The 15,061-nt window shown below is 66.9% G+C and carries 14 protein-coding genes and 1 tRNA gene; 3 read left to right on the top strand and 12 right to left on the bottom strand.

Annotated features, from left to right (window positions below; all coding sequences use genetic code 11):
- Positions 1–56: 56 nt before the first annotated feature.
- The 6 genes from BWQ92_RS17065 to galU all read right to left on the bottom strand — a co-directional run bounded on the left by BWQ92_RS17065 (position 57) and on the right by galU (position 4,729).
- Complete coding sequence (locus BWQ92_RS17065) at positions 57–938, bottom strand: hypothetical protein (protein WP_076801403.1); 882 nt, start codon at positions 936–938, stop codon at positions 57–59.
- A 197-nt stretch (positions 939–1,135) separates the two neighbouring features.
- Positions 1,136–1,208, bottom strand: a tRNA-Ala gene (locus BWQ92_RS17060).
- 44 nt (positions 1,209–1,252) lie between these two features.
- On the bottom strand, positions 1,253–2,053 hold the full coding sequence (locus BWQ92_RS17055) for an SDR family oxidoreductase (protein ID WP_076801400.1): 801 nt from the start codon (positions 2,051–2,053) through the stop codon (positions 1,253–1,255).
- 33 nt (positions 2,054–2,086) lie between these two features.
- Positions 2,087–3,070, bottom strand: a complete 984-nt coding sequence (locus BWQ92_RS17050; RefSeq protein ID WP_076803784.1) for a hypothetical protein — start codon at positions 3,068–3,070, stop codon at positions 2,087–2,089.
- Between the two features lie 126 nt (positions 3,071–3,196).
- Positions 3,197–3,817, bottom strand: coding sequence for a GNAT family N-acetyltransferase (locus tag BWQ92_RS17045; protein WP_076801398.1), 621 nt, complete (start codon positions 3,815–3,817; stop codon positions 3,197–3,199).
- Positions 3,818–3,823: 6 nt separating this feature from the next.
- A complete protein-coding gene (gene galU / locus BWQ92_RS17040; protein WP_076801396.1) occupies positions 3,824–4,729 on the bottom strand; it encodes a UTP--glucose-1-phosphate uridylyltransferase GalU in 906 nt (301 codons plus the stop codon).
- An 86-nt stretch (positions 4,730–4,815) separates the two neighbouring features.
- On the opposite strand from galU, the gene BWQ92_RS17035 reads away from it, so the two are divergent.
- The 3 genes from BWQ92_RS17035 (at position 4,816) to cpaB (ending at position 6,767) form a co-directional block, all read left to right on the top strand.
- Entirely contained in the window at positions 4,816–5,427 is a 612-nt protein-coding gene (locus BWQ92_RS17035) for a 5-formyltetrahydrofolate cyclo-ligase (protein ID WP_076801394.1), read from the top strand.
- 147 nt (positions 5,428–5,574) lie between these two features.
- Positions 5,575–5,856, top strand: coding sequence for an FmdB family zinc ribbon protein (locus BWQ92_RS17030; protein ID WP_076801391.1), 282 nt, complete (start codon positions 5,575–5,577; stop codon positions 5,854–5,856).
- 311 nt (positions 5,857–6,167) lie between these two features.
- Positions 6,168–6,767, top strand: a complete 600-nt coding sequence (gene cpaB / locus BWQ92_RS17025; protein ID WP_076801389.1) for a Flp pilus assembly protein CpaB — start codon at positions 6,168–6,170, stop codon at positions 6,765–6,767.
- Positions 6,768–6,824: 57 nt separating this feature from the next.
- On the opposite strand, the gene BWQ92_RS17020 is transcribed toward cpaB, so the two are convergent.
- The 6 genes from BWQ92_RS17020 to BWQ92_RS16995 form a co-directional block, all read right to left on the bottom strand.
- Entirely contained in the window at positions 6,825–7,097 is a 273-nt protein-coding gene (locus BWQ92_RS17020; protein ID WP_076801386.1) for a hypothetical protein, read from the bottom strand.
- The gene (locus BWQ92_RS17015) at positions 7,094–11,245 is read right to left on the bottom strand and encodes an AAA family ATPase (RefSeq protein ID WP_236782989.1); all 4,152 of its coding nucleotides are present in this window, start codon (positions 11,243–11,245) and stop codon (positions 7,094–7,096) included. The genes BWQ92_RS17020 and BWQ92_RS17015 overlap by 4 nt, the downstream gene beginning before the upstream one ends.
- A gap of 157 nt (positions 11,246–11,402) precedes the next feature.
- Complete coding sequence (gene guaA, locus BWQ92_RS17010) at positions 11,403–12,992, bottom strand: glutamine-hydrolyzing GMP synthase (protein WP_076801382.1); 1,590 nt, start codon at positions 12,990–12,992, stop codon at positions 11,403–11,405.
- Between the two features lie 71 nt (positions 12,993–13,063).
- The gene (locus tag BWQ92_RS17005; RefSeq protein WP_076801379.1) at positions 13,064–13,564 is read right to left on the bottom strand and encodes a DUF3817 domain-containing protein; all 501 of its coding nucleotides are present in this window, start codon (positions 13,562–13,564) and stop codon (positions 13,064–13,066) included.
- A complete protein-coding gene (locus BWQ92_RS17000) occupies positions 13,561–14,394 on the bottom strand; it encodes an SURF1 family protein (RefSeq protein ID WP_076801377.1) in 834 nt (277 codons plus the stop codon). Before BWQ92_RS17000 ends, BWQ92_RS17005 begins: the two co-directional genes overlap by 4 nt.
- Positions 14,395–14,535: 141 nt before the next feature.
- Positions 14,536–15,024: a PTS sugar transporter subunit IIA gene (locus BWQ92_RS16995; RefSeq protein ID WP_076801374.1), complete on the bottom strand. Its 489-nt coding sequence runs from the start codon at positions 15,022–15,024 to the stop codon at positions 14,536–14,538.
- Between the last annotated feature and the right edge of the window lie 37 nt (positions 15,025–15,061).

Raw genomic sequence — 15,061 nt, 5'->3', positions numbered from 1 at the left:
GGGGGGCGTGTCTCAGATGAAGCACCCACGTCCACTCCTTCTGTTGTCCTGGGTGCCTAGACGGGCCGCAGGTCGCGGATGTTGTCCCGCAGATAGGTCGCCACCCACTCCTGAAGCTGAGTGGCGCTCCAGGTCGGTGTGACGACAAGGAGGATCTCGCGGTCTTCGCGGATCACCCTGGTGATGCCGTCTTCCTGTTTGAGGGCTTTGAGCATGCTGCCCACCACCCGGTTGTGCTCGAAGACGATGTCCTCGCGCAACGCCACCTCAAGCTCACGGCCGCGGAGTGCGTCATCGCCCAGGTCTTCGACCTCCACGAGCGGCTCGTCCTCGGCCATCTCCTCATCATCCGGCTGGTCGCCGCGGTTCAGCTGCTCGATGAGACCGCGTGCGTACACGGCCATGGCGTCATCCGGGGACTCACGGAAGCCGGTGAGGTTGCCGTGGGCGCGCGCCCTCGGCAAATCGGGGAGGAAGTGGTGGTCCTCCCCCGTGCCGCTGACCAGGACAGGGTGCTTGTTGAGGTGGTATCGCTTGATGCGGTGGTGCGCGATCTCCCACCGCGCCCCTGGTGCGCGCTGCTGCACGACGTCGCCCAGGTAGGACACCAGTCCGTCCAGCAGGAACAGCGACTCCAGTGAGAGTTTCCCTACCGTCTCACCGCCGTACCGTGCCCACGAGGGCCACTGCTCCCGCGGCACACTGGTGGTGTCTGTGGCGGCGGGATCGTCTGCGCGCGTGAGGTGGGCCAGGATCCACCGCCAGAGGGGAACCAGGCTCTCGACGGAGCCATCAAGGAGGGCGTCCGGGTCCTGCCCGTCAGCCGCCAGGGATCCCCGCAGCCGCTCCAGCGCCGGCACGCGCTCCTCCAAATACTCATGGAATGCGGCCTCGGACTGCTTCTTGGTCATATTGATGTAGTTCAAGTAGTCAGCCATCAAATGGCTCCATCAGTCCCCCAGCCGCGGTTTTGTCTTCTCCTATCCAAACATGCGCAGACTTTGCCGATTGGCCGCCACAGCCGTCCAACACGGCACCGGCGAAATCCTCACAGAGTTCACCTTCATCCCCGCGCGCGGCTACCAGCCGAAAAAACAAAGCACCCCCGGTCCGAAGACCGGTGGTGTCACGTTTGTGGAGTTAAGGGGATTTGAACCCCTGACCTCTTCGATGCGAACGAAGCGCTCTACCAACTGAGCTATAACCCCGTGGCGCCGTTTCCCGAAGGAACTCCAGCGCCGGTTTCCCTAGGCTACAAATTTTCTTGCCGGTTTGCCAACCACGCCTCAAATGTCGTGTCTCCGTAACGTTGCCCGGGCGCCAGGTTTTTTCCTTCACGCAGAAACCTGCCCGTGGAGCCAGGCAGCGGCAGGTTTGTCACCAGGCCCCTGCCGCCGGTTATCCGCTTCCAGGTGCTTGCCAGGGATCCCATGTCCAGCACTTCCGGCCCGCCGATTGTCTGCGAGGCGTGCGCATCGCCGGACGGCGGTTGCAGTGCGGCTTCCAGAAGCGCCGACGCCACATCGGCAGGGGCGATGGTCTGGAACCGGGCACCCTTGATCACCGGCACCAGGCCAACGCGGGAACCCGCGGCGAAAATGCCTGCCAGCAGGCTGTGGAACTGCGTGGTTCGCACCGTCCGGGTTTCGAGCGGCGATCTTGCGTACACGCGCTCCTTGTCCGCTTTGGACCGGTAATACGCGAGAGTGCTCTGGTCACAGTTGGCGATGGAGAGCTGTACCGCCCGGGCCACGCCGGCGGCCGCGGCTTCGCCCAGTAGCGCCGCCCCGCCAGCCGCATAGTTCCTGAGCGCCTTGCCGGTCCGCGCTTCAAGGCAATCGATCACGACGTCGGCACCCGCCAGCGCCTCTGCCACCCCTTCACCGGTGGTGACGTCCGCGCGAAAGTAAGCGGCGCCGTCGTAGTAGCCCCGGGCTCCCGGAAGCGGCGGGTTCCGGCTCAGCACGGCGACGGCGTGTCCCCGGTCCAGTGCCTGGCGCACCACTGCCCGGCCGGCCTGGCCGGTGCCGCCGGCAATGCAGACGCGGACCATTACCGTGGCGCCCCACACGGTACCGGGCGCTGGCTACGCGCGGCGGCGCTGCAGGACGTCATCGAGGTTGCTCAGCGCGCTTTGGGCTTTGGTCAGCGGTTTGGCGGGCGCGGCATTCGGCGATGCCACGGGAGCTGCAGCAGCCGGCCCCTGCTTGAGCGAAGGCTTGCCCACGGACTTCGGAGCCTCGGGCAGCGCCAGCGGCTCGGGAGCCGGACGCTCCGCCTTGGCCGCTTCAACGTACGTCGGTTTGGGAATCTCCACTGGCTCCCAGCTGGACTCAGATGGGGCCTCGGGGCCCTGCACCGGGGCTGCGGCGCTTTCGTCGCCCGCGGCAATCGCCACCGCGAGTGCAGCCTCGCGGAGTTCGGCTGCGGTCAGGGGCTTCGGCTTCGGCTTCGGCGCTTCCGCCTCGGCATCGAAAAGCGCACTTTCCCGGGGCTTCACGGGTTCCGGAGCGGGCGCTGCCTCCTCGCGGCGCTCGGCGGCAGGCTCCCGGCTGGCAGGAGAAGCCATCGCGGCCTTAAACGCGGCGCTGACTTTCCTGCGGCGGTCGCGAATCGCGAGACGCCGCAAAACCACGACGGCGGCAACGCCAGTCAGGAACGCCACGGCAGGAACCCAAGGGTTGCCGAGCCCGAAGAGCCGCAGGACTCCGGCCACAACCGCCGTGAGGAACGACAGCAGCCCGACGAACGCGATGGCCGTCCGCCCGTAACGGATCCGAAAGGCACCGGTCCCTTTCGCGGCTGGCCTGCTGCCGGACGGAGCCGGGGTGGGGCCCGTTGCTGGTTCGCTGCTCTTCCTGGTGTCCATGCGTTTCTCCTGCTGGGCGGCCATATATACAACCGTCCCGGCTTGCGGGTTTGCAGTTTCGGCGTCGACGCCCTCCAGCGTCAGGTCACCGGCAACCTGGAACTGGTGCCGGCCGTTGCGGAGCACGTAGGGGGCAACCCAAACGATCCAGAGCGCGACAGCAGCCACAAGGATGACTGAGCTGCTAAGGGGGAAGTCCACACACAAAACCGTATGAGGAATGTTGGGGCTGGTGTGGCATTCATCTCGGTGTGTCGCGACCGAGGTTCAAATCAGTGGAATTATGTGGACAACCCCGCCCTGACCAGCGGCTCTGTCATTCGGCGCTCAGGCAGGCCTGACCCGCAGCCAGCGGCTGAGGAGGCCTTCGGGAATCTCCTCTGACGTCAGTGCGAAGGAGCGGTGGTCCGCCCATTCGCCATTGATGTGCAGGAAGCGCGGACGGTAGCCCTCGTCCCTGAATCCGAGCTTTTCCACGACGCGAAGACTCGGACCGTTTTCGGGACGGATGTTGATTTCCATCCTGTGCAGGCCAAGGGTCCGGAAGCAGTGGTCGGTTGCCATCGCCACCGCGGTGGGGGCAATCCCGTGGCCGGCCCGGGCCTGGTCGACCCAGTAGCCGAGAGTCGCCATCATCGCGGATCCCCACACTATGGAGGAGACGGTGAGCTGCCCCACAATGACCGGGTCACGGTATCCGGGTGTCCACTCCGCGATCACGAAGGGCAGCGCCGTGGCCTGGGCCGCCTGCGTGTTCAGGGACTTGACCATCTGCCGGTAATCGGGCAGCGCCCCGCCCGGGATGGGGTTGGATGCTTCCCAGGGCGCCAGCCAGTCGCTGTTGCGCGAACGGACCTCAGTCCATTCCTTCCGGTCGCGGTACCTGATGGGGCGCAGGACGATGTCCCCGCATTCCAAAGTGACCGGCCAGATGTGGCTGACCCTCATGAGGGCTTACTCGGACAAACGGGCGGCGACTCGCGGAAGCCAGTCACGCAGACCTGGTCCGAGGTCGTCGCTGTCGATGGCGAGCTCCACGCAGGCCTTGAGGTAGCTGAGCTTGTCCCCCGTGTCGTAGCGGCGCCCGCGGAAGACCACGCCGTATACGCCGCCGCCTTCACCGTCCCTGCTGGCGAGCTCCTGCAGCGCGTCCGTCAGCTGGATCTCGCCGCCGCGGCCCGGTTCGGTCTTCTCCAGGACATCGAAAACGTCGGGGTGGAGCACGTAGCGGCCAATGACCGCCAGGTTCGAGGGCGCCTCGTCGACGTCCGGCTTCTCCACCAGCTTGTTGATCTGGACAAAGCCCTCGCCGTCAATTTCAGAGATGTCCGCGCAGCCATAGGCGCTGATCTGGGACGGCTCCACCTCGATGAGGGCCACCACGGAACCGCCGGTCTTGGCCTGCACTTCGATCATGGTGCTGAGGAGTTCGTCGCGGGCGTCGATGAGGTCGTCGCCGAGGAGAACGGCGAACGGCTCGTAGCCGACGTGCTGGCGTGCACGCAGCACCGCGTGGCCAAGGCCCTTGGGATCACCCTGGCGGACATAGTGGATGTCGCCGAGGTTGCTCGCGGCCTGGATCGATTCCAGCTTGGCGGTGTCGCCCTTGGCCTCCAGCGTCGCTTCCAGGGCCGGGACGCGGTCGAAGTGGTCCTCAAGCGCGCGCTTGTTGCGTCCCGTAATCATCAGGACGTCGCTCAGGCCGACTTTGACGGCTTCTTCAACGACGTACTGGATGGCCGGCTTGTCAACCACCGGCAGCATCTCCTTGGGCATGGCCTTGGTGGCCGGCAGGAACCTGGTGCCGAGTCCCGCTGCGGGGATCACGGCCTTGCGGACTGAACAATTGGTGGAAGTCACTGGTCTAATCTATCCGAGGGAACATTCATACGGTAAATGCTTCCGGCAGGAGCACGGCCGCCTGCCCCGCGACAAAGGGAGACATCATGCCCACAGGCACCACCCAGTCGAAGGACGGGATCCGTTCGCGCCACCGGCAGATCCGGGCCACGCTGACAGCAACGGACCTCGCAAACGCCGGCGATGGCATCGCCTCCCACGGCCTGCCTTGGGCCGAGGCCGTCGCTGCGGGCAAGCCGGCCACGTTCACCGCCTACCTCGGCGTCGACTTCGAACCGCCGACCCTCCCCCTGCTGCACGCGCTGCATGAGGCTGGCCACAGCATCCTGCTCCCGGTGTGCGAGCCGGACCGGGAGCTCAGCTGGGTCTTCTGGACTCCGGACAGCGAGTTCATCCGCAGCAAGTATGCGCCCATCCAGGAACCGGCCGGCGAGCGCCACGGCCTGGACACTGTACGGACTGCTGCCGGGATGTTCATGCCGGCGACGGCAGTGGACCGCAGCGGCAACAGGATCGGCCAGGGCGGCGGCTACTACGACAAGTTTCTGGCTGCGGCCAACGCCGGCGGCCTGCACCTGCCCAAGGCCGCCATCATCTACGACTCCGAACTCCTGCCCGCGCAGACCATCCCTGCTGAGGACTTCGACCGTCCCGTCGAGGCAGTGCTCATGCCCTCCGGGCTGGTAGCCTTCGCGTGACCTCGCCTGGGCGGGGTGCTAGAATTGGCACTCAGGCCCTGCGACTGCTAATGGAGACATTTCCGCCGAGGTGATCCGACAAGGAGAATCCGGGAAGTGACGCCAGGCAGCACGGGACCTGTCGTTTGTCCAAGAGGAGGATCTACAGTGCCCACGTATGCCTATGCCTGCAAGGATTGCAGCCATGCCTTCGACATCGTGCAGTCTTTCACCGACAGCACTCTGACGTCCTGCCCCGAATGCCAGGGCACGCTCCGCAAGAAGTTCAACAGCGTGGGCGTGGTCTTCAAGGGCTCCGGCTTCTACCGGACTGATTCGCGCGATTCCAAGGGAAGCACCGTCTCGGCCTCCCCCGCTGCATCAGCGCCGGCCCCCGCAGCTGCGCCTGCTGCCTCATCCGCTGCCCCGGCAGCAGCAGCCGCAAGCTAGGCAGGTTCGTGCGGCGCCTGCCGCCTTCGAACTGCAGCCGCCCTAAACTTCAGGAGTCCGGCCGGGTAGACCCGGCCGGACTCCTTGTTTTTCCACGGACGGCTTTTCCACATACGGCTGTCCAGACCTGCCGCGGCCCAGCGGATGACCAGTAGCGTGGCGGCATGCCAGCTACCGGAATTTTCCCCGCAAGGGCAACCCGTCCGGCCGTTCGCCGAGGGCGCCGCAACCCCTTGCCCGGCCCGGCGGTCCGCCACCGCCCGCGCGGACAGCGGTTTGCAGGATGGCTGAACCGTAACCGGCGCCTTGCTGTGGCGCTCCTCCTGTGCGCAGCGGCGGGGATCGCCGTTCACCAACTGACGCCCGCCCCTGCCCTGACCGTAAGCGTCCTGGCCGCTGCCCGTGATCTTCCGGCCGGCGCGAACCTGAGCGGCAGTGACCTCAAACCCGTGAGCGTGCCGCCAGCCCTGGTGCCGGACGGGACCTTCGCCGACCACTCCGGAGTGAGCGGCAAGCAGCTGGCCGCGCCGCTTCGCAAGGGCCAGCTCCTGACCGATGCGCAGCTGGTGGGGCCGGGTTTGCTGACCGGCGCGCCGCCCGGATCTGCCGCCGTTCCGCTGCGAATGGCGGATCCCTCCTCCATCCAGCTGGTTTCCCCGGGCCAGCTCGTGAACGTGGTCCTGACCAGCGGCAACGGCTACGAGCAGGCATCAGCCTCAAAGGTGCTCGCCCGGTCGGTGCCCGTCCTGTGGACCTCCGGCCAGGAAAGCCAGGGCAGCCAGTGGCTTGCTGCCGGCGATTCTGACGGGCTGCTGGTTGTGGCTGCCACACCGGACCAGGCCGGCGCCCTGGCGGGTGCGTCAACCCAGGGGAAGCTGTTTTTCGTGCTCGTCGGGTCCAATGCACGCTGACCCGGCTCCACGCCCTCGTCGTCAGCCCCAGTGCGCCGATCGACCCCGGCGTTCCAATCAACCCCAGTGCGGGGGTTTCTGCTCCTTCAGCCACGCGTCGTGGTCGTTGTCGGATTCAGAGTCGCCCCAGGTACGCGCATCATCCTCGGCCGCTTTCTTCGGAACCACCCCGTCGCCCTGCTGGTGCTTCAGGGGTTTCACCGGCCTTACCCTGGCAGGCTTCTCGTCTGGGCTGTTTTCCTCCGGGCTTTTCTCCTCCCGGGCGGCAGGCTTCTCCCCTGTGGGCGGAGCAGGCACGTCGTTCGGATTCACCGCATCGTCGGATGTCATCGCAGGTCCTCTTTCCGCTCGCCGACCTGCTGGACCTTGGCGGCAGTCTTATTCTCGGCATCGTCTTTGCCGGCAGCCTCATTCTGGGCACCGTCCATGTCGGCCGAGCCGGTGCCGGCATCTTGCCGGTCAGCTGCCGCATGCTCTGCTGAAGCAGCGTCAGCCGCGCCATCATTGGCGTGGTGTGCATCGGCGCTGTGGACGTCACCCGCCGCACGATCAGCGGCGATCCCGTCCGCCTCCTCCACAAACCGGTCGTCCTGGCCGATGCCGTACCGGTCTTCCTGTCCAGGTTGAGGTTCGGGTTCGGGCTCGAAGTCGTCAACGGCAAGGGTGCTGACGTCGTCATCCAGGAAAAAGCCCGGCGTCCCGAAGGAACGCAGCGGAGGGGCGGGCTTCTCCAGTCCGAGGTACCCGCCGATCCTGTCAGCGCAGGCCGAGGGATCGGTAAAGACCTCGATGGTCCACAGCGGCATGTACCGCCAGCCGAGCCGCTCCAGCAGCTGGGGGCGCAGCCGGCTCCGTTCCCGGACGGTCATCTGCCGGTACTGCTCGGTGCCGTCGGATTCGATGGCCACCGGGCGCGGGATGTCGGCGTCGTCCTGACCCATGGTGCTCAGCGGGTCGGCGGCGGCCACCACATCGATGGCGCCGTCGTACTGGTGCCAGACGCGGGCACCGCGGGCGCGGAGCCGGTCACCGAGATCGGCAACCAGCGGATCTGCCCCCAGTGCCTGTTCACTGGCCGCTGCCCTGGACGCGGGGGTTCCCAGGTTGGTGTTGCCGGCAATCTCCCGGTCCAGAAGTTCGTAGAGGTCGACGGCGCCATGGGCCAGCCGGGTCCGGTCCAGGTCCTCCGGCTTGAAGCAGGTCAGGACGTGCAGCGACTGCCGCGCCCTGGTCATGGCCAGGGCAAACTTGGCCCGGCCGCCCTCGGCGGACAGCGGACCGAAGCTGTGCAGGGCCCGGCCGTGCGGCGTCCGCCCGTAGCCCGGCGAGAAGATCACGCGGTCGCGGACCAGCCCCTGGGCGCGTTCCAGGTCAACAACCCTGAAGGATTCCTCTCCTGCCGTGAAGAATCCGGAGAGCGAGGGATGGTTTGGCAGCTGCAGCCGGATGGACTCGCCGATGCGTGCCGCGTGCCGGAGGCTGGCGGTCACCACCGCCAGCGAGGTCCGGGGCCGGAGCCGCGCGTGTTCGAACACGAGGTCAACCACGCGGTTCACCTCGGCCACCACCGATTCGACGCCCTCATGGTCTGCGCTGGGCAGGCCGGTGCCGTCGGGCAGGTACTCCACCGTCAGTGCACGGTCCAGCCCCGTGGCCGACTGGCCCTCGGGCAGCCGGCGGAGGCCGCCGTCGTAAAAGTTCTTGCTCAGCTGCAGCACCAGGTCCTCGTCCACCGCACGGTAGACCGAGCGCAGCGGCGCCGTCGGCAGCACCGCCGAAAGTGCGGTAAAGGCGCTTTCGACGCTCTGGTGCGACTGCTCACCGGCCGCGAGCCGCTCGACGGCCACCGTGAAGGTGCGGGGACTGGCGATCTTGTCGTCACCGAAGGCGATCACCTGCCGGGCACGGGCGACGGCGGGGAGCACGGCCTGCAGCGACGTCGCCTCGGCGTCGAGGATCACCACGGCGTCGAACTTCTGCTCGGCGGGGAGGAGCCCGGTCATGAGGTAGGGGCTGACCGACCAGACAGGCACCAGCATGGGAACCAGCGCGGGGGCCTGCGCCGTCAGCGCGGCCAGCGTGACCCGTCCATCCTTGAGCAGGCTTCGGAGCAGGTCCGCCTGGCGGGAATGCTCCTCGATGCCTGCGCGCCAGCGCTCGGCCAGCTTCCACCGCATCCGGCCTGCGCCGCTGGCGATGTGGGCGTTGTCCGCGAGACGGTATTCGGCCTCAAGCTGGCGCAGCGCGTCGCCGTCGGACATCGCCAGATAGTCGTCCCCGCTGATCATCGCCTCTAGCGCCGACTGCCACCAGGCCAGGTCCAGTTCCGCGGCGACGGACTTGGCCCCGACCTCGCGTTCCGCGAGGTCTGCCAGCAGTTCCCCCAGCCCATGCTCGCGCATGTTCTCGATGAGCAGGGTGCGTTCGGGCAGGGTCTGCAGCGTCTGGGTGTCCGCGACCAGCAGTTCCAGGCGCTCCATAAGCTCCGGGTACGGAATGGTCTCGAGCGAACCGCCCGCCGCCGTATGCCGCAGCGCCTCGCCCAGCATCTTCATCTCGCGGGTAAGACCCCGGTGCATGATGCTGATTTCGGCGAGGCCTGACGGCACGGCCGGGTGCCGCTGCGTGGTGGCGTACCCGGCCCACTGGGCACGCTGTTCCTGCACCAGCACCAGCGAGCTGTGAAGGTCAGAAATGTGCACCCCCGGGCGGACATACTCCTTGGCCACGCGGCGCAGGCGGGAGCGCTGCATGGAGGCCATGTCGATGCCGCGTTCCCGGCGCCAGGAGGACGACGCCGTCGCGGAAATCAGGTCAGTCACGGGCCGGTCAAAAATGTCCGGCGTGAACTTGTCCAGGCTTTCGCGGACAGCAACCAGGAGCTTGAGCTGGGAGCCCCATTCGGCGAAGGTGGCACCCAGGCGGATTTCGGCGTGGCTGGCCACGTCCTTCATCCGTTCCTGCAGCAGCGGCAGCTTCTTCGCCACCGAACGCGCCAGCTCCTGGGCTTCCTCGGTTTCCTTGCGAGTCACCAGACGTGCACCGTGCCAGGGGCTGGTGGTCGATGCCCTGCTGAACGCCCCCAGTTCGGCCGCCCGCTTCAGCCGGCCCGCCAGCTCCTCGCGGTCCCGGATGTTGTCCAGGACGCTGCGCTTCAGGCGGACGGTGGTGGCGGGTGCGGGCTGGATGGAGGTCAGCTCAGCGAGCGACTGCATGGCCTGGTACGGCGAGCAGCCCCACCGCTGCCGCACGTTGTGCAGCGAGGCCACATGGTCCAGAAGGGCGTGGCGGTGCTCGGTGAGGGTCTTGTGCAGGCTGCCGAGCTGCGGCTCCTGGGCCTTCTCGTTGCGCACGATGGCGCGCACCAGCTGGCCCTTGAGCTGCTGCGGCGTTGCGTTTCCGGTCAGCTGGAAAAGGATGGACTCCAGGCCCAGGTTTTCGAGGCGCCCGGCCACTTCGTTCAGGCTGGCACGCCGGTCCCCCACCACCAGGACGGTCTTGCCTTCATCCACCAGCGCACCAATCGTGTTGATGGCAGTCTGCGTCTGGCCGGTGCCCGGCGGGCTGCTCACCACCAGCGAGTCCCCCGCACGGACCGCGTCGATCACGTACTGCTGGTCGGCGTCGGCATCGAGGAGGAGCAGCTCCTCCCCCGGGTCCCGCTCGTCCACGCTGGGAAAGCGCCCCGGCTGGAGCTCCGGCACGTCGATGACTTCGCCGGACGCGGCCTTGGCCAGAGATGACACCAGCGCGTTCTGCCCGTTGATCCAGGGATCGTCGAGGTTCCCGGAAAGGTCCGCGAAGGTCGAGACGAGCAGGTTGTGCTCCACGTCGGCGCCGTGGATCGGCTTGACCAGGGTGCTGATCCGGTCCAGCACGGGAAGGGGGTCGAACCGCGCGGTGCTGTATGCCATCCGGGTTACGGCGTTGACGTCGAACACGATCCCGTGGATGGTCTTCAGGTGACGGATCAGGGCCGGATTGATGTGCGCCTGCTCCGTGAGCTGCAGTTCGTAGTCGTCTTCCCCGGGGCGGATGGTGAGCGACATGGCGGTCAGCATCACCGGTGCCGAGACGCGCTGCGGCTTGCCGCCGACGGCGGAGGTCCACACCACGGTGCCCGCGGAGAAGTACCCGGCCTCGATGCCACGGTCATTGGCCAGTTCGAAGATCTTGGAGCGCAGGTTCCGGCAAGCGCGCGCCGCCACTACGTACTGCTGCTGGTCACGGATCAGCGTCGAGAGCCGGGTGCGGCGCCCTGCCATGAGCTGCGCCAGGCCGGAAGGATGCGCATGTGTAAGGTCGATGGAACCCTCGGGCGTCTTGGTGAAGCGCAGCATGGTGTCTGCCCCGGTAACGGGCTTGAGCCCGGACAGCCACTTCCGGAGCTCCTCCGAACCCTCGGAGTCGAGCTGACCTACTGACACTACTGCCTTCTTTTCTGCGCTTGCACGTGACGCCTTGGACCATACGGGCATAGCTTCGAGCGTAGCCGGAAACCCGCCGCGGTTGAGAGACCGCAACACTGGGCGGCCCAAGTTGCGGCCCATTTCGCACATGCGGCCGCCGGGAATGCACCGCCGCCGGGATGCAAAATGGCCGGCCTCCCTGCGGAGGCCGGCCATTTTTACAACGCTATTCCCACTCGATGGTTCCCGGCGGCTTGCTGGTGACGTCGAGCACCACGCGGTTGACGCCGTCGACCTCGTTGGTGATCCGGTTGGAGATCCGGGCCAGCAGGTCGTAGGGAAGCCGTGACCAGTCTGCGGTCATGGCGTCCTCGGAGGAGACGGGGCGCAGCACGATCGGGTGGCCGTAGGTGCGGCCATCGCCCTGGACGCCGACGCTGCGGACGTCCGCGAGAAGCACCACCGGCATCTGCCAGACGTCGTTGTCGAGTCCGGCGGCGGTCAGCTCGGCACGGGCGATCGCGTCGGCCTTGCGGAGCAGGTCCAGGCGCTCCTTGGTGACTTCGCCGACGATCCGGATTCCCAGGCCGGGGCCAGGGAACGGCTGGCGGCCGACGATTTCCTGGGGCAGGCCGAGCTTGGCGCCCACGGCGCGCACCTCGTCCTTGAACAGGGCACGAAGCGGCTCGACGAGCTCGAACTGCAGGTCCTCAGGCAGCCCGCCCACATTGTGGTGGCTCTTGATGTTTGCTGCACCCTCGCCGCCGCCGGATTCGACGACGTCCGGGTACAGGGTGCCCTGCACGAGGAACTTGATCTTTTCGCCGTGCGCTGCGGCGTCGGCGATGATGGCGCGCTCGGCCTCTTCGAAGGCGCGGATGAATTCGCGGCCGATGATCTTGCGCTTGGTCTCGGGATCACTGACGCCTGCCAGCGCGGACTGGAACCGCTCCTGCTCGTTGGCCACGTAGAGGTTCACGCCGGTGGCGGCAACGAAGTCGCGCTCCACCTGCTCGGCCTCGCCTTCGCGCAGCAGCCCGTGGTCGACGAAGACACAGGTCAGCTGGTCGCCCACGGCGCGCTGGACAAGGGCGGCGGCAACGGCCGAATCCACGCCGCCGGAGAGGCCGCAGATGACCCGGGCATCGCCGACCTGCTGGCGGATGCGCTCCACCTGCTCCTCGAGGATGTCACCCGTGGTCCAGTTCTGTTCCAGCTTGGCGCCCTTGAACAGGAAGTTCTCCAGCACCTGCTGGCCGTAGGCCGAGTGCTTCACCTCGGGGTGCCACTGCACGCCGTACAGGCACTTCTCCTCGTTGGCGAAGGCGGCCACCTCGGCACCTGCCGTGGTGGCCAGCACCTCGAAGCCCTCGGGTGCCGCGTGGACGGAGTCGCCGTGGCTCATCCAGGTGTTCTGGTGCTGCGGCATTCCCTCCAGGATGGAACGGTCGTCACCGAGAATGGTGGTCTGGGTGGAGCCGTACTCCCGCAGGCCGGTCTTGTCTACCTTGCCGCCGAGGGCGTTCGCCATGGCCTGGAAGCCGTAGCAGATACCGAAGACCGGGACACCGGCCTCGAAAAGGTCGGCGCCGACGCTCGGAGCACCGTCGGCGTAAACGCTGGCGGGGCCGCCGGAGAGGATGATGGCGGCAGGGTTCTTGGCCAGGAGCTGCTCAGTGCTGTAGGTATGCGGAACCACTTCCGAATACACATTCGCTTCCCGGACGCGGCGGGCAATTAGCTGCGCGTACTGGGCACCGTAGTCAACTACCAGCACCGGCTTCTGGGAAGTTTGGGATGCAGTGGGAGTAGTCACCGTACTAGCCTACTTGGCGCGCTTGCCCCCACGCACCTTGAGCGGGCCCGCTGTGACGCACGGAACGCCGATCAGTAGCGGCTGGCAGCCTGCGGGTTGGCGGCGAGTTCGGCCTCCACCTCGGCATGGAACTTCTTCTCCACGATGAAGGACAGGAACGGGATGACGCCGCCGAGTGCCAGCAGGATCATCTTGAGGAACGGCCAGCGCATGAGCGTCCAAAGGCGGAAGTTGGACATCAGGTACACGACGTACATCCAGCCGTGGACGATCAGCACGGTGACGGACACGTTGAACCCGCCGAGGACGCCCTTCGGTTCGGCCTGGGCGAAGCCGAAGCCGAACGGCTGGCCGGTCAGGGCGTCCGTTCCGCCCGCGAAGAGGTACTGGCCGAAGCCGTAGCGGGCAACGAGCTCCGCACACAGCAGCAGCAGCATGGCACCGGTGAGGTAGGCCATGACCTTGTAGAACTTCAGGGCGGAGCGGATCTGCGCCTCCGTGCCGCCGAAGCGTCGCTTCTTCGCCGCCCCGGCGGGGTTCGAGGGCTGGATGGCCGGCTTGGGTTCGATCATGGCTGTACCTTTTGTTGGATCTCGTGGGGTTGGGTGTGCTCTGGTCCGTCGTAATCCTCGGCGTCCTCGAGGCTTCTGCGGTGGTCGTCCTTGACCAGCCGCCACCAGATGAACAGGGCGAAGCCGGCGAACACGATCCACTCCACGGAGTAGAACAGGTTCAGCCAGTTGACCTTCTCGGCCGGGGGCTGGGCGGGAATATTGAGCGGCTCCAGGCCGCTGCCGGCGGCAGCACCGACGTCGTCCGTTCCTGCTTTTTCCGCCGTGGCGGAAACGAAGGCGGGGTAGCTGCTGACGTTCCAAGCGTTGATGAGTTCGGCGACGGAGACGGCGGTCGCCTGGCCGGGTTCGGGGGCGGTGTTGGGCACCGGCGCCTCGGACGGCAGCAGCCGTCCGGTCAGCTGGATGGTGCCCGACGGCGGGGCGGCGGCCTTCGCCGGTTCAGCGATCCAGCCGCGGGCCACCGGGATGTAGGTTTTCGGTGAGGCTGCCACGCCCTTGAGCACGGGGGCATCCGCCACCGCGAAGGCGGTGACCACCCAGTATCCGGTCTTGCCGTCCTTGAGGCGGCCGGGCACGAGGACCTGCTTCGCGGCATCGTAGCTGCCGGATGCGGACACCATCTGGTCGGCCACGGAAGCCCGGAAGAAGTCACCGGGCTGCAGCGTTTCGGTCAGCGGTTTGACCTGTTCCGTGGCGGGGTTGACCGGCACCTCGGGCTGCGTGGAACGGCCGAACTGCCACTGGCTCAGGAGCACAAAGATACCCGAAACGGCGATCGCAAAGACCAGGCCTGCGATCCACCGGGGCTGGAGGGCTGTTTTCCACACCCCTTAACGTTACTTCGTCCTCCTGTAGAACAACGAACCGCGGGTAGCGCGAACGTACACTTGTGGCCCCTCGCAGAGGGGCCACAAGTGTCCGCTAGCGCTGTGCAGGGCGCCCAAGAGCGGGGCAGCCGGGTTCAACGATCAGTGGTCGAAGAAGACCAGGCTGGAGTTGATGAGCTCGGCGATAACCTCGGCGTCGTAGGCCCGGCGCAGCGATTCCCGGAACGATTCCTTGGACAGGGACCGCGCCAGGGTGGCCAGCACCTCAAGGTGGTCGGAGAAGGAACTCGCCGGCGTGGCGATGAGCAGGACCACCGTGGCCGGACCGTCAGCGGCGCCAAAGTCCAGGGCCTTGCCGTACTTGGTGATCCCGACGGCGATCGAGGTCTCGGAGACGAACTCACTGCGGGCGTGCGGCAGGCCCACTCCCCCGGGCAGGCCGGTGGCCAGCTGGTGCTCCCGGGCGTTGACGTGCCCCAGGAAACCCTCGAGGTCTGAGACGCGGCCGGCGTCGAACAGCTTGCGGGCCAGCTGGCTGGCCGCGTCCACCTTGTCCTCGGCGTCCATTTCGAGGATCACCAGGTCAGGTGTGGTGAGTTCCGCGTCGTAACGGTCCAGTGGTTCCGCCAAGTGGTGTCCCTTCAGTGGGGCCGGGCCTGTCCGGCGG

The organism is Arthrobacter sp. QXT-31, assembly GCF_001969265.1.
In the GTDB taxonomy this organism is placed as follows: Bacteria; Actinomycetota; Actinomycetes; order Actinomycetales; family Micrococcaceae; genus Arthrobacter.
This window is presented reverse-complemented; position numbering and strand designations above follow the sequence as displayed.